Source organism: Dyadobacter sp. CY356 (assembly GCF_021440195.1).
In the GTDB taxonomy this organism is placed as follows: domain Bacteria; phylum Bacteroidota; class Bacteroidia; order Cytophagales; family Spirosomataceae; genus Dyadobacter.
The window spans coordinates 1,311,746-1,332,963 of record NZ_JAJTSZ010000001.1; the positions used below are offsets into that span (position 1 = coordinate 1,311,746).

The window sequence follows — 21,218 nt, forward strand, 5'->3', positions numbered from 1 at the left end:
TTCAATTGTATTAATCGTATAGAGGACTTGGCTGATTTGAGCAGTATTCAAATAAGGTCGATAAAGTAGTTACTTATTCATCCAGAATTTTACTGCCGAAGACACTTCTTGTCCCAGCCGATTAGACTTAAAAGCTTAAATACATTCCAGAGACAATTTTTATTTATTGTATTTGCATAGCATTCAGGCCGGCACAATCAGCTATGAAATGGGTTTAGTTACCCGTAGTTGCCATATTCGTTTGGCACAATAATTTAAAGTATGTCTAATTACTTAATTCACAGGTTGGTAGGATTATTTCAGCAACTATATTTTTAGGAAACTATTTGCTATTATTACTGCCATGTAGGACATTAATTTGATGCCAATTTCTGGTATAGTTTCAGCCTGTATAAAAAAGACTTTATGGGAAACCCTTCCGACAATGATATGAATAAGCCTTTTCAGGGACTGGGCCTAATGCGCGCCATTTGCAGCGAGTACAACTGGTCAAATACCCTATTAGGATCCAGCAATCAGTGGCCTGAGGTTCTTCGTGCATCGGTTCAATTAATTTTGGCTTCCCCTTTTGCATCTGTCATTTTATGGGGAAAAGAACTTGTTCAGATTTATAATGATGGCTACAGGGATCTGATGGGTGATAAGCATCCATCCGGGCTTGGCCAGCCAACCCAGCATTGCTGGCCTGAGGTATGGCATATCAATGAACCTATTTACAGGCGGGTATGGCAAGGGGAGTCCTTTCGTTTTGATGACGCTCTTTATCCCATTAACCGTTTAGGTTATTTGCAAGATGCCCGGTTCACCCTGGCTTATAGCCCTGTATTTTTAGATTCAGGGGAGGTTGGCGGCATTTTGGTGACAGTACTGGAAACAACCCGCCAAGTGCAAGAGAAAAAGCTGGATAAACAAGCATTAACTGCTAGTGAGCAGCGGTTTGGCCATTTGGTTAAAGCCACTTCTGAAATCGTTTACGTGATGAGCCCTGACTGGCAGCAGATGGTTCAATTGGCAGAGAAGGATTACCTGACAAGTGCAGCTTCGCCCTACGGCAAATGGTTGGAAGAATATATCCCGCATACCGACCGGGACCGTGTCCAAGGAATTATTCAGCAGGCCATTGCAGAAAAGACGCCATTTGAAGCCGAACACCAGGTTTTTCGCAGGGACGGATCTGTGGGTTGGATTTTTTCCCGTGCTATCCCTATTTTCAATGAAAAAGGCGATATCCAGCAGTGGTTAGGGGCAGCCAGTGATGTTACCGAGCGAAGGCAGGCAGACCAACGGTACCGGATGTTATTTGACTCGATTGACGAAGGCTTCTGCCTGTTAGAGCGCGTTGACACTGAGCCAATTGATTTCCGGTATCTGGAAGCAAATCATGCATTTGCACAACATACAGGCCTCGGAGAAGTGACAGGAAAAACGATTAGGGAAGCTTTCCCAGAAGCCCCCGAGGAAGGTTACGAGATTTACGAGAATGTATGGCAAACTGGCCATCCGGTGCGCGCTGTTCTTGAGGTAGATAGTATTGACCGTGTTATTGAGCTTTTTGCATTTCTTGTTGAGCAGGGTACAAGTAAACAGTTAGCTGTGATCTTCAAAGATATTACCCAGGATAGACGTCGTCAAGCGCATCAGTCCCTTTTAGCGGACGTAGGCCAGGAGCTGGCCAGTTTGGATAATGTTGACCAAACCATCGAATGGCTCGGTAGTAAAATCGTTAACCATTTCAAAACTTCAAGAGTTGCCTTCAGTCAAATAGGGGATAAGGGCATAACCGTAGACTATGATTGGCATCAGCCAGACTTACTAAGTCTGAGGGGCACATACCCGGTTGAGCATTTTTTAACAAAAGATTTCCAGCAGGTATGTCTCGCAGGTATGAGCTCAATCGTTGACGATACTGCGAAGCATTCCGGCGCCAATCTGCAGTTCACCTCAGCGATCAATGTTGCATCATTTGTCAACATTCCATTGCCCAAACAGGGGCATTGTCAGTTTTGTATGACGGTAATGGATATAGAACCCCGGCACTGGCGTGAGGATGAAATTAATTTAATGCGTGAGCTTGCAGAACGCATCTGGGCACGGCTCGAACGCGTGCAGGATGAAAAAGCTTTAAGACAGGCCGAGAGACGTCTCAGGCTGGCCACCGAAGCTGCTGATATGGCGATCTGGGAATGGAAGTTGGATACCGACCAGATATTTTGGAACGAAGAGCATTTCAGGATATTTGGTCTTGAACCTGAAAACGGGCCTGTCACACCTGAGCTTTTCTTTGAGCACGTGCATCCGGATGACCGTCAGCGCGTAGGTGCCCAGCTGCAACAGGCGCTGGACGGTGATGAGTTATTTGATGCCGAGTTTTGTGCCGTTCTACAAGATGGTTCAACCCGGTGGATGAGTGGCTACGGGCGTGTAATGGAGAAATTAAATGACCAGCCTTTGATCATGAGTGGGGTTATGTTCGATATTACCGCGCGCCGTCAGGCTGAGCAGGATCTTAACGCGTCCGAAGAGCGTTTTCGTGCTTTTGTCACCTCGACCTCGGATGCTGTCTATCAGATGAGCCCTGATTGGCAGCAGATGCATCAGTTGGTAGGCAAGTCTTTTCTTTTTGATACAGCAACAAAGAATTCCAGCTGGTTGCAGCAGTACATTCCCTTAGAAGATCAGCCATTTGTGCAACAAGCAATTGATAACGCAGTTGCCGCGCGTGCCCCATTTGAGTTAGAGCACCGCATTATATTGCCTACAGGAGAGATAGGCTGGATATTCTCCCGAGCTATCCCGAAGTTTGACAAAAACGGTCAGATTGTGGGATGGTTTGGAACTGCCAGTGATATAACGGGCATCAAACATTCCCAGCAGGCCCAGCGCGAATCTGAACTGCAATACCAAATCCTGTTCGATTCCATCGACCAAGGTTTTTGTATTATCGAAGTATTCTTTGACCAGCATGGCAAGGCGACTGATTATCTTGTTTTGCAAGCGAACCCTGCACTTATCCGCCAGACCGGGCTTGTTGATGTGGTCGGTAAAACAATGCGTGAGCTGGCTCCAGCCCATGAAGAGTTCTGGTATGAAACCTACGGCCGTATTGCCAAAACTGGCGAGTCGGCACGTTTTGAGCATGAGGCGGCTGCACTGGGGTACTTCTATGATGTTTATGCTTTCTCAATTGGCCCGGCTGGCCAGAACCGGGTTGCGGTTTTGTTTAACGACATCATGGAAAGAAAGAGTGCTCAGCAAACCCTGTTGGCAAGCCAGACCCGTCTGTCTGCCATATTCCAAAGTTTGCCAGTTGCGGTTGGAGAATTCGACCATGATGGAAGGGTTGTTATTGCCAATGAGGCGATGGATCGCTATATGCCTACAGGACTTATGCCCTCAAGAGACGAAGCCCGTTATGATCGTTGGCTTGCGTATAATGCAGATGGTAGCCGGCTTCAAAGGAGCGATTACCCTGGTGCCCGCGCGCTGCGTGGAGAGCTGGTGCTTCCACCCATCGAAATGCACTACACCCTTGACGATGGTAATGCGATATGGACCCATGTAGCAGCAGTGCCATTGACAAATAGCGATGGTAAGGTTACCGGGCAAGTAACCATCATTACAGATATAGACCAGCTAAAATCAGCTGAACATGCCCTGCAGCAAGCTGACCGGCGCAAAGATGAATTTTTGGCCATGTTAGCCCACGAACTGAGAAACCCTATGGCTACCATTAGAAATGGGTTGTCGATACTTTCTCTAATGGGTTTGGAGCCAGATTCGCCTGTGGAGCAAACTGTGACATTGATGGAGCGTCAGGTAGATCATCTGGTGCGACTGGTGGATGATTTGCTTGATGTAAGCCGTATTACCCAAAATAAAATTGAGCTTAAAAAGGAGCATATTGAATTGGGGACGCTTATAGCTGACGTGGTCGCTGCAATCGGCGGCCAGTATGCTGCGGCAGGCAAGCAACTGTATTTTACAGCCTTGAGTGAGCGTCTTTACGTACAAGGTGATAGCACACGGTTAAGTCAGGTGGTCACCAATCTATTAACAAACGGCCTTCGCTACACAGGAGAAAAGGGACAGGTTTGGGTAAGTTTAAAACAGCAGGACGGCCATGCACTGATCCGGGTTGCCGACAATGGAATCGGACTTACAACAGAGCAACTGAGCTCAATTTTTGATCTTTTCGTGCAAGCAGACAATTCTTTGGCCCGCGCGCAAGGAGGGTTGGGCATCGGTCTTACACTGGTGCAGCGCCTGGTCAAGATGCATGGTGGATATGTTCAGGCCACAAGCAACGGACTAGGCCAGGGCAGCGAATTTTTGATCTACTTGCCAATAGCAGACAAACCTTCTAATGCAAAAGGTATGAGGGGGCTGAGCGTTGGTCAGCCGCCGCGCGGTCAGCGCGTTTTGGTTATTGATGATAACATCGATGCAACGATACTGGTTACCCTGCTTTTGCGATTAAAAGGATTTGAAGTGGAGAGTCGCAAAAGTGGCTTAGAAGGGATAGAAGCAGCCGAAACAATTAAGCCGGCGGTAATCTTGTGTGACATAGGCATGCCAGGAATGGATGGCTATCAAACAGCAAAAATGATCCGGCAACAGCCCTGGGGAAAAACGATTCCGCTGATTGCCCTGACAGGTTATGGTCAGCAGCAAGACAGGCAACTAGCCCAGAATGCAGGCTTTGATAGTCATCTTGTTAAACCAGTTGACGTGAAAGAACTGATTCTGATCATTAATGAACTAACAAGAACAGTAAGATAGGCATCTTGATTTATACAAGGCTCATTTTCAGAATATTTTTGCTTCGATGATGCAAGGCTGTTTCGTGTTTCTTCGCTTTCATTGAACCCTGCCTAGGAATCTACAATCAATCTCTTGGTAGATAGATCTTAAAGATGGATACTCCTGGATGATTTGATGATGCCACTGATCTGAGATAAAATCTTACTGGCTTTTGATAAATTTTTTTGTGCATTTATACACATGGCTTAATCAATCTTATTTTTTGTATAAAGAGATGAAATAAAAAAAACAAGAGTTAAAATACAATATGATCAGATAAAAATGATAAAAAAGTTAGGTGGCAAACACAAGTAATAAGCCGATGTGAATATGTTTTCAGGGGAAGATCTGATGGGAATCTGCCAAATCTAGGTGAAGTTAATCGATTTTCCGGTTTGAGTCGTATATGTCAATTTAGATAAAAGTGTATTGTTTGCCTGGCAGTATGCTGGTTTGATGGATAGCTATATTTAAATTATTGTGAAGAAGTATATCCAATAAAATGTAATCATTATTAAATATATAGTTAAGATTCGGTCAGGCAAGAATATGTTGCACTTTTCTTTAAATTATCATTCAGCGGTGGAATAGGGCTTTTTGTCATATTTTTTGAATAGTTTTTACGATGCGAACTATCTTCGGGTTAGCTAATTCATCCGTAGAAGCAGATTAAAAACGATGTTGACTATGCTCTTATATAAAAGAATATTCTTAATGCTTACAACTCAAAATATTACAACGCCTAACGAAAAGGTAATCCGTATACATCATAAAAAAAGTACAATTCATATCACTGCTGGTGAGATACTGTTCATGAGAGGATATGGAAATTATACCTATATTCATACGCTAGATGGCAAATGCTATCTTTTCTCAAATACGATAAAGCACGCGCTTACAATCCTAGGATGCTCCTTTCTTCGCATACACCGATCTTATAGTGTAAATCCTGATTACTTGGTTGAATTTATTGGTTCTGACCGCGTTATTTTGACTAACGGCGATCAACTTCCAGTCGCCAGAAGGCGTTTTAATCATTTATTAGAGATTTTGACCAGGCAAGAGGCGATTCCTGATTCGGTTCGTCTGAATTAGATAAAAGCCACGTCAGATTAGCAGCAAGCTAGTAATGGGTAAAAGCTCCTGAGTGCTATTTTTATTCTTCAACAGGAACGATTCTGCGCCTGTATCTAGAATCATTTTGGTTCCTTCGTTATCGCCGCTTGTTGACATAGTGATTATTTCTATAAAGGGGAATTTTCGGCTTATTGATTTGGGCCGTATCAAGGCGGTTTCTACACGGCATATGAATATCAAGGATGACAAGGTCTAAAAGTCTGATTGCTTGCCTGAGTCGATCGGTGCACACTATTCCGGCGATTGTCTGAAACATGATTCTGTAATTGACATTCTCCGGCAAACGGCTGACAAACGCGCGCACAAAACATTGTGGCGGGCAACAGGGATTCCACAGTAATTTTCTATAATGATTGTAGTAGTGGATTGGGTATTTAAAAAATGAACGGACATGTTTTCGTCAGCTATAAAAGTGTAATAAAGCTCGTAGACCATTTTTAAGATCTGGACAGGTGCTTGTCGTTAAAATTCTACAACTTATAGTTGTAAAGTGAGGAACGAAACCGCTGTTAAATATCGTTGGTTTTTATAAATGATACCGAATCATTATAGAATTTTGATCATATAAATGGGCATCTTGCGGCTGTTTCAAATCTTTGAATATTGCGATAAATGAGGAATATGTGTGACTCTTACAAAAGGAGAGATGCTTGAATTAACACATTCTAACAAGGTGTTTTGGGTTAATTCTGCTGAGATTAGATGCTTAACGTGATGGTGAGAGCTGCCGATTATGAATAAAATATTGATCGTCGATGATCATCGAATGACTTGTTTGGGGATACAGATTCAGGTAGAAAAAGTAATCAAAGCGCCTAGGGTGCATATTGCAGATTCTTTTACAGAAGCGATTAGGCAGCTGGAAGACAACTACATGGACCTGATCATTCTTGATCTGGGAATTCCGGGTGGTCTGGGCACAGCAATGATAGAAGCCCTTCGCAAGCAGCAGCCTGGTGCGCGTATTCTGGTTTGTACCGGCAGAGATGAGCTGCTTTTCGCTCCGCTTTATCTTGCGGCCGGAGTTAATGGATTTCTGCATAAAGCCAGCAGCGATCAACAAACCCAGAGCGCGATTCTTACTGTAATGGAAGATAGACAATATGTCAGCGGGCTGGTCCAACAAAAGATGTTTAAAGATATCCTCAATGGGAATCCTCAGAAAAATCCGTTGGAATCTCTATCAGTCCGTGAAAAGCAGGTTCTTGCACTTTTGCTTGCAGGTAAGTGGACCAAGGAAATTGCAGATGAGCTGAACCTGAAGTTTTCAACTGTTAGCACTCAAAAAACAAGAATCTTTCAGAAACTAGCTGTCGAAAACATTGTAGATCTAGTCAGAATAGTGGACCGTTACCAGCCTTGATGGGCATTAAGCCAGTCTGTCGTTGTGTTAATTCTAAAAAACGGAGCAGGTGTATTATCCGCTCCGCTTTTTAGAGTTAATGACTTTGCTACCCCTAGTTTAGGCTGAACTTCCTGCGTATCAGTTCTGGTCCAACACGGTATTGCAGAATGTAAATGCCTGGCGATGCTTTTGGATCAATATCAAACTGGTACCGGTCGGTAAGCCGGGTGGTTTTTACCTTCACGGTATTTCCGTTTATATCATAAACTTTTACGGATTCAACTGTGAAATAGTTGAAAATAAACACCGTATGTTTAATGCCGGGGTTAGGAAAGATTGTATGTTCATTCTCGCCGAAAGGCTGGTAAACATGCACTATTCTAGAGTAAGTTGAGCTTCCATCCAGATCAATCATTTTAAGACGGTAATAGTTGTGCCCCTTGCTAGCAATTGCATCCGTAAATTTGTACTGATTCAAACCACCTTTGACACTGCCAATGTTTGTAAAGACTGCGGCCATATCAAAAGATCTTTCAATGCTGAAGCTGTCAAAATCTTTTTCCTGAGCCGTTTCCCACAACAGCAAGTTTCCTTCAGGACTGGTCTTAGCAGTAAAGGAGATCAGTGTTACCGGTAAAGGCGTACAAGCTGTGGTTGCATTGTCGAGTGCTTTGCTATATGTATAAGTGCCGGCATAGACGCCAGCGGTAGCAGTTTCAAAACGGTCATCGAAGCCATTGCCATTCAGGTCCATGAAGGTAGTTATGGCAACCTGTGAAGATAGAGCGGCAGATTCACCACCGGCATTGTTTACGTTGCTATTTGCGAACTGAATACTGGCAAAGCTTGCCACCACAGCTGCTTCCTGGGAATCAGGGCATCCATCACCATCGCTGTCCAGATCAAGCCGGTTGACAATTCCGTCCTGATCGGTATCCAGATCCGCAGAAAGCGGGCAGCTTTTAAGGTTTACATCTTTCCAGATGGCTTCACTAGAGCCGCCGTGCGTTTGATCGGTTAAGTCTGTCAGTGTAAAGTAGGAAACGCCCTGTAACGGGGTAGGGAATGAAAGAATATAAGGAGTAGATACACTGGCCTGTGGGATAACTACATTATCGGCCTGATGCAGCAATTGGTTTGCAGTATTATAAAATTTGACCGATGCAATATTGGTCACCTGCCCATCAGTCAACACGCTTCCGCCGTTGGAAAAAAACTGAAATTCAGTTACTTGATCTAGTGTCGTATTGTACAAATAAGTAATCGTGCCGATCAGACTGGCCGTATTCTGTGGCGAACCGCCAAAAGTTGTCAGTTTATTGTCATAGGTATTGATAAGCTCTCTTCCTGCCGGAAAAGCATTAGCCGGAGAAATAATGCTGGCTGAGGCACTGTTGGGATACTGAAGACTGCAAGAAGGCGCTGCGGATTCTGCTGTGTCCAGTACGCCATCATTGTCGTCATCCAGATCGACCGTATCGGCTACACCATCTGCATCAGTATCAAGAACATTTATACAGGATGCGTCCGAATTATCTATGGCCTTCAGGTACGTATAGGTTCCTGCATACAAGCCAGCTGTGGTAGTCTCGAGTCTGTCATCAAATCCGTTGCTGTTCTTGTCCTGAAAAGTACCCAGGTTAATTTGTGATAATACCGCAGGCTGGGTTCCGCCCGTGTTGGTCACCGTAGTGCTCGCGTAAGGGATCCTTGGAAAACTTGACACCACCGCAGCTTCCTGTGAATCCGGGCAACCATCTGCGTCACTATCCAGATCAAGCCTGTTAACAATGCCATCATTGTCGGTATCAATATCAGCATCCGACATTACACACGTTTTAACATTTACCTCTTTCCAGATCGCTTCACTGGAACCGCCATGCGTCTGGTCCGATAAGTCAGTCAGGGTAAATGAGGCGACATCTTGTAATGGTGTTGGAAATGTAAGAACATATGGGGTTGAGACGCTGGCCTGTGGAATTACCACATTATCTGCCTGGTAAAGCAATTGATTTGCGCTGTTGTAAAATTTAACAGAAGCAATGTTTGTTACCTGTCCATCAGTCAGCACACTTCCTCCATTGGAAAAAAACTGAAATTCTGTAACCTGACTAAGCGGTGTATTGTACATATAGGTCACCGTCCCGAGCAGACTGGCCGTTGAGCTGCCGCCGAAGGTTGTCAGTTGGTTGTCATAGGTATTAACCAGCTCTCTTCCTGTGGGAAAAGCGGTGGGCGAGGCAGTTATATCAGTTGTAGCAGTGTTGGGATAATGAAGAGTGCAAACCAGAGCAGGTACCACCGATTCTTCACTATCAAGAATACCATCATTATCATCATCCAAATCCAGCGTATCTGTGATCCCGTCATGATCAAAATCAGTATCGGACTGTAAATTGAATGGGTAATGAACAGGCGTCAAAGGATGTGAACCCGGTGAGCCTACTTCCAGCCTCCAGTCACCACCCTGGCCTGTCATGTTGTCCGAGGCTGCAATACCAACTTTTAATGTCTTCTGTAAATAGGCAACTGCCGCCTGCCCTTCGGAACCTTTTCCGTACTCACATCCATAAATGTTTATGTGTCTGATCGCTGGGTCTTTTTTAATTTTCTCTCCGAGTAGCACTGCCAGTTTTGATGCATCGAGCCATTGGCCGTCAACAAGTAATTGTCCCGCTCTGCCATGTGAAATAAAATGCAGTGTTCCTGTTTGTGCATTTTTTAACGCCTCTAAAATATGCCTTTTGCCCTTGACCTGGTCATCGATGTGATGCAGGGCAAAGGTATGGCTCGACAGGATGGAGAAAAGTAAAGCCAGTCCTAGCAACAGACTATTTCTTTGGTGGAAATGTTTTTTCATATGTTTGAAATTAAAAAGTGGAAAGAATTAGTATATATCACCGCGGTCAAACCAGGGTTTGCCGTAGAATTATCTCAATAATGCCGGTCCAAAGGTTAAGAAGGCGTTGTATAAGTTGCGGACCTGGCGCATGCCTATATTCTAAGCATTGCTAGGTTGCTTTGATCCCTATCACTAACAAGCAAAATTGGAGACTGCCTCTATACCTTTTAATTGCTATGGATTTATCGTTTTTAACGGCCGTCGAAAGTGCTATGAATGTGCATAGAAATGATTAAGCCTTTTAATTTGGCTAGGTATTTGGATCAAAAAAGAGAATTTTGAAATAGAAGCGTACCTGAACCGCATCGCCGCTTGCCAGGGGCCTTTGTTGCAACGAAAAGCAATCGAAGAGGAATTGATCTGCTTTGTTGAACTGTATCAAAGCTTGTTTCATAGTGTCGTTGAGTAGTGTAAACATAACAGGGCAATTTTTTACTTTCAACAAATTCAAGTGTCCGTTAAATAAACCGTCAGATTTTGACTAAAAACGGAATAAATTCCTGGCCCGCTGTAACACCAGCCGGTAAGGAATTGCAGCTTAAAATAAATCTCCTGACAATCTTCAAAGTCAGGATAAAGCCTGTTTCTATTGAATCCCTTCTGACAAACTTAGTGATTGGTCTAATCTTAGAGAATAGTCATATGACTACAATAAGCATAGAAATGTTTAAGGTGGCGTTTGAAGCAAAAAATGCTAATCTTTGAGAGTTTGTTTTCATAATATGGAAGGCGCCAGGATGCTGACGGTAACGTGGATACGTCTAAATAATACTTGAGATTATTTTGTTTTTTCTGGGCCAGATCCAAGAGAAGGATAGGTTGTTAATTGGCACGATTCCAGGTTTGAGCACAGCCTTTACAAATATGACATTGTCGATTTTGTATAAAACGGCAACTCAATCATCTATAGTTAGACAACCGAATTCTTCGGCTCATTGAAAATTAACCGAGCGGCTGCCACACCAGATTTGAGCTCAATTAAAAAATCGATATCAAGCAAAGCACAAATGTTTCTGACCAAGATAAGGCCGATGCCCTGGTTTTCATTAGGGTCTGGTTTTTTCTGCCAATATTGTAAGTTGGCACTGTTTTCTAAATTGTTAAAAATGGTCTCAGGAATCGTATTGACACTATTTTCAATGAACAGAACAAGTTTGGCGCCTGTCGTTTCCATTTTTATTGAAATAGTTCCATCTTCTGTATACCTGGTAGCGTTGTCAAGAAGGTTATGAAGGATTACCGCAAAGAGATTATAGTTGGTGTAGATGATCAAATCGTTGTCAATGTCGACAAAAAGCTGGTTATTTTTCTGACTGATTATCCCATCAAACAACCTGACTTTTTCACTGATCAGTGTCTGCAGCTTAACCTTTGTTATCTGGATGGATTCGTTTCTGACCTGGGTTTTGGTGAATTCAAGGAGATTATTCATAAATGCGGACATGCTGATCAATGTTTTGTGAAGCTCCCGACTGTACTGACCTGCTTCACTGGACCGCCCCGTTTCTAAAAATTGATTTATTTTATTGGCGACTATAATAACATATTTTAAAGGGGAACTTACATCGTGGGTCACAGAAGCTACCAAACGGGAAAGCATATATACTTGATTATCGAGTTTACTTTCAGATTCTCTCAGTGCGGAAAGTGTATTTTCAAGTGTCTTGGTACGCTCGCTGACTATTGATTCAAGTAACCTGTTTTGCTCCTGTGAGACTTTTATTCGGTGTCTTTCAGCATCAAGTTCTGCTTTGTGCAATTGCCGTTCGTTTTCAAATAGAAAAGCGATAGGGACGATAATCAGGCCCATCAATAGTCCACGGAGCGAAAGACGCAGCGTTGCAAAAGCCAGTGGGTACAACCGCATGGGGGTTAGCGGATAATCCTCAAAGAAGGGATTGGATGAGTAGTAAAATAAGTTTGACAGTACAGCACATAAGACAAGAGAAAGCGCAATCTTTTGCCATTTGCGGAGTTTAAGCTGCAATTGTATGAAGTAAGTGGCGCACCAGCAAGTAAAGCACATGAGCCAGATCACAAGTTCGGATCCGGTTAAATTGTAAAGATCCTTTCCCTGGCCTTCTGAAAGCCTGACTGGTAAAAGAGCAGTAGTCAACAAAGTGGCAATGAGCAAGCCAAGGCTTGGGTTGTATTTGTTCATAATCGGTTCGGGCGGCATTCATTGCAAAGGTAAACATTCAGACTAGACTGCAACAACACCCGATCTGTCTGGATAAAGACCAGCTTATACAATGGGTAATCCAGTCATTGGCCGAACCGCTCTCCTACTACTCTGCCATCATTATTTTAAAAACCCAAGTTCATATTTAACTTTTTCAACCAGATCACAGATCTTACCAGCAGGCTCAACACATGCGCTGACAGACATGTTCTCAATGGAATGTATAATTGAATTTTTCAGCATTTGCCCGTCAGCATAAATTTCAGGGCCAAGTTCTGCAATTTATCTTGTCCTGTGCATCCATTCATAGCCTAAGGTTTCCAGAAAAATACTTTCGCGTAATGAGTTTAAAGTAGTCCAATTGTTGTTCAGGCGCTGCTTTGCACTGGTGCACACTCGGAATTTAGTTGCTTTTGAAATTTAAGTTTTGCTTCTGACAATTACCTGGTAATAAACATATGGACAGAATGCCACCTCATATGATCAAAAAATGAGAGATTTTTATTTCCGGTATGCTTTATTAATTTGCGATCTCAAATTAAACTTGGTCATAAGTGTCTCTATCATTTGAATGCCTTTACCTGTTCGAAAATACCGAAATTTATATCTTGGAAATAAAACGAACGGATCTGCCGCCTGAAGCGACAAAATCTGATATCTATAAGTGGCTGTTATTCGAAAATGATAAGTTGAGCATTACTGAGCTGACATTTTTAGCATTGGATTCCAGTAACTTTAAAGAAGTCCGGTTTTTTCAGCAGGGTTATCTTTCCTTTGATTCTGACCAAGCCATCTACATTCGCGAGTCAAGCTCGGTGCAAAATATACTTCATACAAAGGATTGTAATCAACTGCCTTCGGAGCTCGTCTCGGCTGTGCAACATGCGCTTTCAGATATGTGATTTTGTGACTAATTTTTTTATTATGAGTATCTTAGAAGTGAATCAATCACTGTGCCTTTGATTTATCACCGCTTGGAACTGTTTCGATAGGCGGAAATAAGGCATTTGTGAATTAAAATTCTGGTGTTATCTAAGTTCTGAACTTTACTAAACCACCTCCAAAAGCGCTTATGTTTTGGATAAATCTTTAAAAATCATGCCGCAAAAAATAGCTTTTCTTGGCCTTGGTAATCTGGGGACATCCATTGCCGAAAGTCTGATCAATTCCGGATTTGAACTTACAGTCTGGAACAGGACCGCCGCAAAGGCCAAACCACTGGTTGACCTGGGCGCCAAGTCCGTAACTGATCCGATTGACGCGGTTACAGCCGGAGGAATCGTGATTTCTGTATTGGCTGATGATGCCGCAGTGGAAGAAATCTTCTCGATCGAACTGATCGAGAAATTAGGTGAAAATGGTGTGCACATTTCTATGAGTACTATTTCGCCTGAAACTTCACGGCGATTAAGCAAAATACATGAAAACAGTGGAGCAAGCTACGTTGCAGCTCCTATTTTTGCACGCCCGGAAGCAGTTAAAGCTGGGATAGGTAATATCAGTATTTCAGGTAATCAAGTTGCCAAGGATCTGGTCAAACCTATTCTTCAGACTTTCGTCAAAGGTATCTATGATTTTGGAGATGATCCTGGAGCTGCCAATGTTGTAAAACTGGCAGGAAATTTTATGATCGCAGCGAGCATCGAAATGATGGCAGAGGCTTTTACGATGGCAGAAAAGAATGGAATTTCGCGTCAGAGTATTTATGATATGCTTACTCAGACCTTATTTGCTGCCCCAGTTTTCCGAAATTATGGTCTGACTGTGGCACACCACACTTATGAACCCGTGGCATTCGGGCTGCCTCTTGGCTTAAAAGACATTAATCTGACCCTGAAAACAGCATCAGATTCAGGTGTATCCATGCCTATTGCAGATTTAGTGAAAAATCGCTTTGTGTCTGCAATTGCAAAAGGAAGAGATGATCTTGATTGGGGCGCGTTGGCACTTGGGGCATCAGATGATGCGGGTTTGAAAGGGGAATACAGACATTAAACGAAAAGTGCATATATGTCAACCGGATTAATTCCAGGGAGGATCTAAATCTAGCTTAAACTCGATTAAGGTACTTGGCATGAAAGGGGTTGAACAGTAGTCCTTAAAAAGACCGTTGATAAACTTTGTGGGCCGGTTAGTTGCTTGACGGTTTAACATTTATAGCAGCAGTCTTTTATTGGGTAAATCGCTATCGAACTGATTTGATTGGGCAGTCTTGTGATGGCCATAACTTTCCACTTTTGGCACGGGAATTGTATCCGGGGCGGGCACCGTCCAGCAGATCATGCCATGAAGAGAATATTAATAGTAGAAGATGATGAAGACATGATAGAGCTTTTGAAAATTGTTTTTCGTAATTCGGGATATGATGTAGTCTTTTCTAATATATCGCTCGAAAACAAAGAAATACAAGAGCTGTGTCCGGACCTTGCTTTGCTCGATGTAAGATTAAAGGGTTCACCCAAATCGGGAGCGGATATTTGCAGAGAATTAAAAGAAAATACGGATACCACTGGCATACCCACAATTTTAGTCTCGGCAGAGCTTAATATTGCTGAAATTGCCAAACAATGCAATGCCAATACGTATCTGGCTAAACCCTATAACATGCTGAGTCTGCTACTGACGGTAGAGAGATATCTATTATAATAGACCCTATGAAAGAATCAAATGTTATCAATGTTGGCACGGATGATCTTGAAAAGTTCTTCATGCATCATCTGAACCAGATTTATACTGCAAAAACATTGCAACTATCCCAATTACCTCAGCTACTGGAAAATGCACATTTTTCGGATTTAAGAGAAGCTATTGATAAGACCATTCAGGATGTAAAACAGCAGATTGCCAGAATGGATCAGATCTACCAAAGTTTACCCATCATCTTTTCCAAGGTTCCCTTCCGTGGACTAACAGGAATGATTGAAGATTCTTTTAGCGGTATTAAATTACACAGTGGCAATCCACAATTAAGAGACATGTCGGTCTTGTTTTATCTGAATTGTATCGAATGTATTGAAATGGCATCGTTTCAAATACTTGAAATGGTATCTGTCAAGTTAAGTAATCAGACAATAAAATCGCTGATAAGAAGCAATTATGAAGATGCGAAGGCGAACAGAATGCTAATATTGCTTATCAATGCCAAGTATATTTCTACGGCTGCTCCCAATCATCAGAAAAGCTAAATTTCTGCCGGAGGGCATGCTTAAAAATATGGTATGCACTTGCGGTGGTTGCTTCCCAAAATAATACCTCACCCAGGGTTATTACTTAAACTACAACATTTCATAAAGTCATTATTTCAAGTTGCGGCTGCTGTGCATTTGTTAAATTCACCTGAGCGGTGGTACTGGCCGCGGCACTGGGTATCTATACTTCCACTTTAGTTATGCTGTTTCTTTTGTATGCACTGGCTGAAAATGTTTTTCTCCGATGCGAAACGGATACTGCGCACGCTTTAAAAGAGATTATATTTTTCTACACTAACCGTAAATTCAAGATCAGTGAAAAGCTGAATGCGCTGAATGTGGTGTCAGTGGATCGGCGCGGTCGTATGAATCTTCAAATCGGCTGAGAGATATGACCAATTCAATCACTGCCAGCAAGGAAAATTTGCAGCAATTGTCATGTGTATTTAGACCTGGTATGGGCATGCATAACTTTTGCTGTTCATTGGTATTATTGATCTTAATATTGGTGTTAGAATATTTGAAAGATATTACTAATATACTTAAAATGACTCGAAAGCCAGATCAAACTGTGAAGCACTGTGATAAATCTTAATGGAACGCTGACGAATAATACTTGTCACCGTGTAATTGTTTACAGATGGGACTGTTATAAAATCGGTTTATCGTAATATCAAAGGAATCTGCTGCATGACAAACAACCATCAGACAAGTCTCAGAGCAATAACGCCAGTTTATAGCTCTTTCTGATTCTTCCTGCCTGCCATTTTTCAAGGAGAGACGCTGTTTTTAAATTGTAAAAAGATTCAGAGCCATCTTCTCGGTCCAAAGACAAAGAAATACAGCCGTCCCGTAGTCGGCAGTCGTATAATAGGTTTACCTTTGGGTTTTAGTATATTTATGGACATAGTAAAGCGAAATAACGTAAAAGTTTTTGGAGAAGGCTCGCAGCCTATGATCTTTGCCCATGGATTTGGGTGCGGCCAGCACATGTGGCGTTACATTTGGCCTGCATTTGAGAAGGAGTATAAAATTATTCTTTTTGATTATGTTGGAAGTGGAAATTCGGATGTTACAGCTTATAATTCAGAACGTTACAGCAGTTTGAACGGTTATGCCCAGGATGTACTCGATATTTGTCATCAGCTCGATTTAAAAAACAGTGTTTTTGTGGGACATTCTGTTAGTGGTATGGTGGGTTTGCTCGCTTCGATCAAGGAGCCTGAATTTTTTGAGAGTTTGGTGCTGGTCGGACCGTCGGCCAGGTATATTGACGACAAGCAATACACCGGGGGCTTCCAACAGACTGATATTGAAGAGCTTCTGCTGACGATGGAAAGCAATTACATCGGATGGGCCAATTTTCTTGCTCCTGCCATTATGAAAAATGACGAGCGCCCTGAGCTTGGTGCTGAGCTGACCGAGAGTTTCTGCTCGACTGACCCAGTCATTGCCAGACAGTTTGCCAAGGTTACTTTTTTATCAGATAATAGAAAGGATCTGGATAAAGTAAAGCACCCTGCTTTGATCTTACAGTGCTCACAAGATATCATTGCGCCTGTTCAAGTGGGGCAGTTCCTGCACCGCCATATGGCAACCAGCGTTTACAGGTTGATGCAAGCCACTGGGCACTGCCCGCATTTGAGCGCGCCAGAGGAAACTATAAAACTTATTAAAGAGTTTTTGACCTAACCTACTCGTCATTGATCCAGGCAGAAAGTATATTAGAGCAGTTGCCTTGCGGCTGCATCGTTTTCAATGAGAACGGGACCATTACCTATGCAAATCATATGGTATGTACCGTGCTGGGTTACAAGCGTGAAGACCTTTTGGGTCAAAGCGTAGAAATAATGCTGACACTATCAAGCCGGATTTTTTACCAGACCCATTTTTTTCCGCTACTGAAATTAAATGAGCAGGTAAGTGAAATATTTTTAACGTTAAGATCGGAAAGTGGTAGGCCGGTGCCGATGATGGTCAATGCGAAATTAACCTCTGAAAGTGCTCAGCCGGGTTATGTATGTGTTTTCTCACCTATATGGGAAAGACAAAAATATGAACAGCAGCTGCTTGAGATCAACCGGGCACAGCAAAAAGCGCTGCAGGAAAATAAACTGTTAATTCAGCTTAGAGAGCAGCTTGAATTAAATCAATTCGAGCTGGACCGGAAAATATCTATTCTTCAAAGGCGCAGCGAAGAATACCTGCAAATGGGCAAGGTATTCATGCACGATGTGCAGGAGCCCATACGGAAAATCAGCCTCTTTTTTGATAGCTATTTACGTACCTCGGGTAATCCGCAAAATGCAAATGAGATAAGGCATTTAACAGTGATAAGCAAGTCTATCCAGCGGTTGAAATTTTTGATGGGTTCCTTGCTGGATTTTGTGCAGATCAGTAGCGACGAAGGCGCTGTAACCCTGATTAAGACAGCTGATCTTATCAGCCAGGCCAATACCCAGCTAATAAAAGAAAATAAATACGATGGGATTGAACTCATACTGGGTGATATTCCTGAATTTGAAGGAAGGGCCGCACAGATTAAAAGGGTATTCTTTGAACTGTTAAAGAATGCAGCACAGAATAAGGACCCAAACCGTGCTTTACGTATTGCTGTAAGCGCTGTAGTGACTGAGGAGAATGCTTACCAGAATCATTTATCAAAATACCGGTATACCGACCATATTAAAATAGAGTTCAACGACAATGGCACCGGTTTTGACTCAAGGTTCGAAGACTATGTCTTTGGTCTTCTGAACAAACTAAACGCAGGCTCCGGCGGACCAGGGCTTGGACTGGCTTTGTGCAGACAGATTATTTCACACCATTATGGTACCATTAAAGCAAAGTCAATAATAGGAGAGGGGACAACGGTAATCATAGTGCTTCCCCTGAGACAAGCGCCCGAGTTCAATATTTATACGTAGTGTACTAGAAGCCGTAATGGCTGTAATAAAAATCTTTGATATTGCCAACCAGCTGCCCGATCTGATCGAAGCTATGTGGCTTGGTATAATACTGTAAAGCGCCACTTGCAATCACTTTTTCAATCTGTGCTGCATCTTGGGCAGTTGATATTGCCACGACTGGATAAAGTCTGCATTGAGGATCTGACTGCATCGCGCTGATCACTTCAAGCCCGCTCATACGGGGCATGTTTATGTCCATTAATATAAGCGGCTGTTTTAAATGCGGTTGCGCTAAAATGCTATCCAAAAAGTCAATCCCATTATTAAATTCAATTACCCTGACATTATGCATCATCTCAACGATGGCCTCTCCGATAAGCATCCGGTCGTCCTCATCATCGTCTACCAAAAAAATTATTTGCTCGCTATCAGTCATTCTGTTGAAGAAAATTACGAGTAAAGTTAAACAAATCAGACGAGATAAAATGTTCTCAAACCGATATAAACCCTTCAAAGCAACAACCGTTGTCAATGTGAGTAAAAATTAATCATCTTTCTACGGATTGGCCTTTGTGTAAATATGCTACCGAGCCTGACAATAAAAGCATTTTTTTTCTGCTTAATACAAGAGATCCGGGGTAACTTTTCAAACATGTCAGCCTATGTTAAGAGCGGGATGCTCCGTTACACGATTTGAATATATGCTTAAGAGGGGTCAGCATGCTCCGGTACGTTCCGTTTTTAATTTTCACTGGGTTAACATGTTCCGGAAGGGCAGGCGATTGCTGCATATCAGGCCACTTCAACATTCCAAAATTTCCGGCACTTATGGGGAAACATACTATGGTATATTTAGTATGTCATCATTTAAACAATATTTTTCAGCAGGCTCCTTTCAGATAAATGTGAATTTAATAGTTCCCAGATCTTGTGATGCAAATTGTCTTTGGGGTTTAGAAGATCGTAGATGTCCAAATAAAAACCCAGCGCGCTATTTTTTACGGAGCTAAAATCGATGTGTTACTTCTAGATCAACATCAAAATACAAAAAACGGGCAGCAAACCTACGGAATCCTGCTCGTTTTGTAACTTCTGATTTTTAAAAGACTTCTTAGGTACCCTTAGCTTTGGCCTACGGTTTATTTATCCTGAGATCGCACATAAATTATGGAGATTGCCGCAGAAGATGGGCATTCTGTTAAATAAATGCAAGGTGGGCTAGTTACAGAATACCATCCAGACTCTTTAAGAACCTGTATTTTTTACCCTTATTAATTTACCATTCACTTCATCTGAAAGCAGATACAATTTACCCATCGGGCTTTGAATTACTTTGCGTATTCTTAGCCGGTCGTCTGAAAATAGCTCTTCGGCACTTTTGATGGTTTCTCCTTCTATTACCAGCCGCCATACACTGCCCCTGGACAGTCCGCCAACAAGCAAATTTCGGTTCCATGCTGCAAACTCAGTGCCCCAATAAACATGCAGACCGGTCGGTGCCACCGTTTGTAACCACGACCAGACAGGCTCAGTATAACTGTTTCCGGAAATTTCTTTTGGGGTGAACTCGGCGTAACGGTATTTCCCAGTTGTTTTCATAGGCCAGCCGTAATTGGCGCCAGCCTTCAGTAGGTTGATCTCATCGCCCTGGTGCGTACCATGCTCGCTGAACCAGATTTTGCCCGTATGCAAGTCACGCGTCAGACCCTGGGCCGCCCTGATGCCGGTTGCATATAAACCGGGGATTGCCTTATTTCCAAAGTCCGGATTGTCTTTTGGAATGGTGCCATCAGGATTTATGCGGTAAATTTTCCCTCGCTTGTCTTCTACATTCTGCGCTATAGGAATATCAGGTTCGTCTTTTTCTGTAAATATCCTTTCGCCGATTGTGAAATAGAGTTTGCCATCAACACCAAAAAGCATTCCTGCGCCATAATGGACCCGCTGGTCGGTAAAAGGTTCGGCAACAAACAGCACCTTGATTTGTTGCAATGATTCATGCTCCAGAACTGCCCTGACAATTTTTGTGGTTCTTCCAGTAGCCGCTTTTGCAGCATAAGACAAGTAGATATATTTGTTGGATTTAAAATCCGGATCGATTAACACTTCAAATTTGCCGGTATTATCGCCAAAACCATCCAGGCTGTCTTCAAGATCGGTCGGAAAGCCCTTAATGCTGATTCGCTCTTTTTTTGGAAAATTATATTTGATCAAATCGCCTTCTTTTTCTGAGATTAGCACTTCATCCTCAGAAAGAAAAGCCATGCTCCAAGGGCGTTTCAGACCGTCTAAAACGGTTTCTTTTTGAGGCAAAATTCCGGTGGTCTTATGGGGGGTGCGGGTGGAAACTTTGTCGGCAATCACCCAGCCCTCGACGGTTTTCATTACATTGAAGTAATCAGTGAATGTCTCCCGTTCATTGATGATTTCTACCTTTGCGCTGCCCATATTATTGGTGATATCCAAAGCAACAATGTTCGTACGCAAATTTTTGGGCCGCTCGTGAGGTTTGAATAAAGCCAGATACTGACTCTTTGAAAAGCTTGTAAACTTTCCCTCACGGTAATTTTTTAAAAAACATGAAGCGTGCATGGCTTTGCCCAGCTTAGCGGTATCGCCTGTTGCCCAACCGTCAAAATACAGCTCTATGGTGTTTTCTATTAATTGCCTTTCGGTCTGGGCGTTTTGGCAAAATGCCTGAAAACAGGCAAACAAGATTACAAATAATACTGTCCCTTTCATTTAAAGTGATTTT

General features: G+C 42.7%; 15 protein-coding genes. 11 read left to right on the forward strand and 4 right to left on the reverse strand.

Annotation, left to right across the window (positions count from 1 at the left end; genetic code table 11):
* The first annotated feature begins 405 nt into the window (after positions 1-405).
* The 4 genes from LXL81_RS05470 to LXL81_RS05475 all read left to right on the forward strand — a co-directional run bounded on the left by LXL81_RS05470 (position 406) and on the right by LXL81_RS05475 (position 7,300).
* Complete coding sequence (locus LXL81_RS05470; RefSeq protein WP_234645703.1) at positions 406-4,779, forward strand: PAS domain-containing protein; 4,374 nt, start codon at positions 406-408, stop codon at positions 4,777-4,779.
* A gap of 735 nt (positions 4,780-5,514) precedes the next feature.
* Positions 5,515-5,895 (forward strand): LytR/AlgR family response regulator transcription factor, encoded by a 381-nt coding sequence (locus LXL81_RS29250; protein ID WP_409013851.1) that lies wholly within the window; start codon positions 5,515-5,517, stop codon positions 5,893-5,895.
* 250 nt (positions 5,896-6,145) lie between these two features.
* A complete protein-coding gene (locus LXL81_RS29025) occupies positions 6,146-6,277 on the forward strand; it encodes a hypothetical protein (protein WP_255713630.1) in 132 nt (43 codons plus the stop codon).
* A 393-nt stretch (positions 6,278-6,670) separates the two neighbouring features.
* Positions 6,671-7,300, forward strand: a complete 630-nt coding sequence (locus LXL81_RS05475) for a response regulator transcription factor (protein WP_234645704.1) — start codon at positions 6,671-6,673, stop codon at positions 7,298-7,300.
* Between the two features lie 94 nt (positions 7,301-7,394).
* On the opposite strand, the gene LXL81_RS05480 is transcribed toward LXL81_RS05475, so the two are convergent.
* On the reverse strand, positions 7,395-10,142 hold the full coding sequence (locus LXL81_RS05480) for a DUF4347 domain-containing protein (protein WP_234645705.1): 2,748 nt from the start codon (positions 10,140-10,142) through the stop codon (positions 7,395-7,397).
* 952 nt (positions 10,143-11,094) lie between these two features.
* Positions 11,095-12,345 (reverse strand): HAMP domain-containing sensor histidine kinase, encoded by a 1,251-nt coding sequence (locus tag LXL81_RS05485; RefSeq protein WP_234645706.1) that lies wholly within the window; start codon positions 12,343-12,345, stop codon positions 11,095-11,097.
* 629 nt (positions 12,346-12,974) lie between these two features.
* Here LXL81_RS05485 and LXL81_RS05490 point away from each other — a divergent pair.
* From LXL81_RS05490 to LXL81_RS05520, 7 genes are all read left to right on the forward strand, one after another.
* Positions 12,975-13,268: a hypothetical protein gene (locus LXL81_RS05490; RefSeq protein WP_234645707.1), complete on the forward strand. Its 294-nt coding sequence runs from the start codon at positions 12,975-12,977 to the stop codon at positions 13,266-13,268.
* Between the two features lie 196 nt (positions 13,269-13,464).
* Positions 13,465-14,361, forward strand: coding sequence for an NAD(P)-dependent oxidoreductase (locus tag LXL81_RS05495; protein ID WP_234645708.1), 897 nt, complete (start codon positions 13,465-13,467; stop codon positions 14,359-14,361).
* A gap of 291 nt (positions 14,362-14,652) precedes the next feature.
* Complete coding sequence (locus LXL81_RS05500; protein WP_234645709.1) at positions 14,653-15,012, forward strand: response regulator transcription factor; 360 nt, start codon at positions 14,653-14,655, stop codon at positions 15,010-15,012.
* An 8-nt stretch (positions 15,013-15,020) separates the two neighbouring features.
* Positions 15,021-15,551 (forward strand): DUF892 family protein, encoded by a 531-nt coding sequence (locus tag LXL81_RS05505; RefSeq protein ID WP_234645710.1) that lies wholly within the window; start codon positions 15,021-15,023, stop codon positions 15,549-15,551.
* 203 nt (positions 15,552-15,754) lie between these two features.
* A complete protein-coding gene (locus tag LXL81_RS05510) occupies positions 15,755-15,940 on the forward strand; it encodes a hypothetical protein (protein WP_234645711.1) in 186 nt (61 codons plus the stop codon).
* A gap of 514 nt (positions 15,941-16,454) precedes the next feature.
* Positions 16,455-17,246 carry an alpha/beta fold hydrolase gene (locus LXL81_RS05515; RefSeq protein ID WP_255713633.1) on the forward strand — a complete coding sequence of 264 codons (792 nt, stop codon included), beginning with the start codon at positions 16,455-16,457 and terminating at the stop codon, positions 17,244-17,246.
* An 11-nt stretch (positions 17,247-17,257) separates the two neighbouring features.
* On the forward strand, positions 17,258-18,481 hold the full coding sequence (locus LXL81_RS05520; RefSeq protein ID WP_234645712.1) for an ATP-binding protein: 1,224 nt from the start codon (positions 17,258-17,260) through the stop codon (positions 18,479-18,481).
* A 4-nt stretch (positions 18,482-18,485) separates the two neighbouring features.
* Here LXL81_RS05520 and LXL81_RS05525 read toward each other — a convergent pair whose 3' ends face one another.
* Together LXL81_RS05525 and LXL81_RS05530 are read right to left on the reverse strand one after the other, a co-directional pair.
* Positions 18,486-18,899 (reverse strand): response regulator, encoded by a 414-nt coding sequence (locus LXL81_RS05525; RefSeq protein WP_234645713.1) that lies wholly within the window; start codon positions 18,897-18,899, stop codon positions 18,486-18,488.
* A gap of 809 nt (positions 18,900-19,708) precedes the next feature.
* Complete coding sequence (locus tag LXL81_RS05530) at positions 19,709-21,205, reverse strand: PQQ-dependent sugar dehydrogenase (protein ID WP_234645714.1); 1,497 nt, start codon at positions 21,203-21,205, stop codon at positions 19,709-19,711.
* Positions 21,206-21,218: the final 13 nt, after the last annotated feature.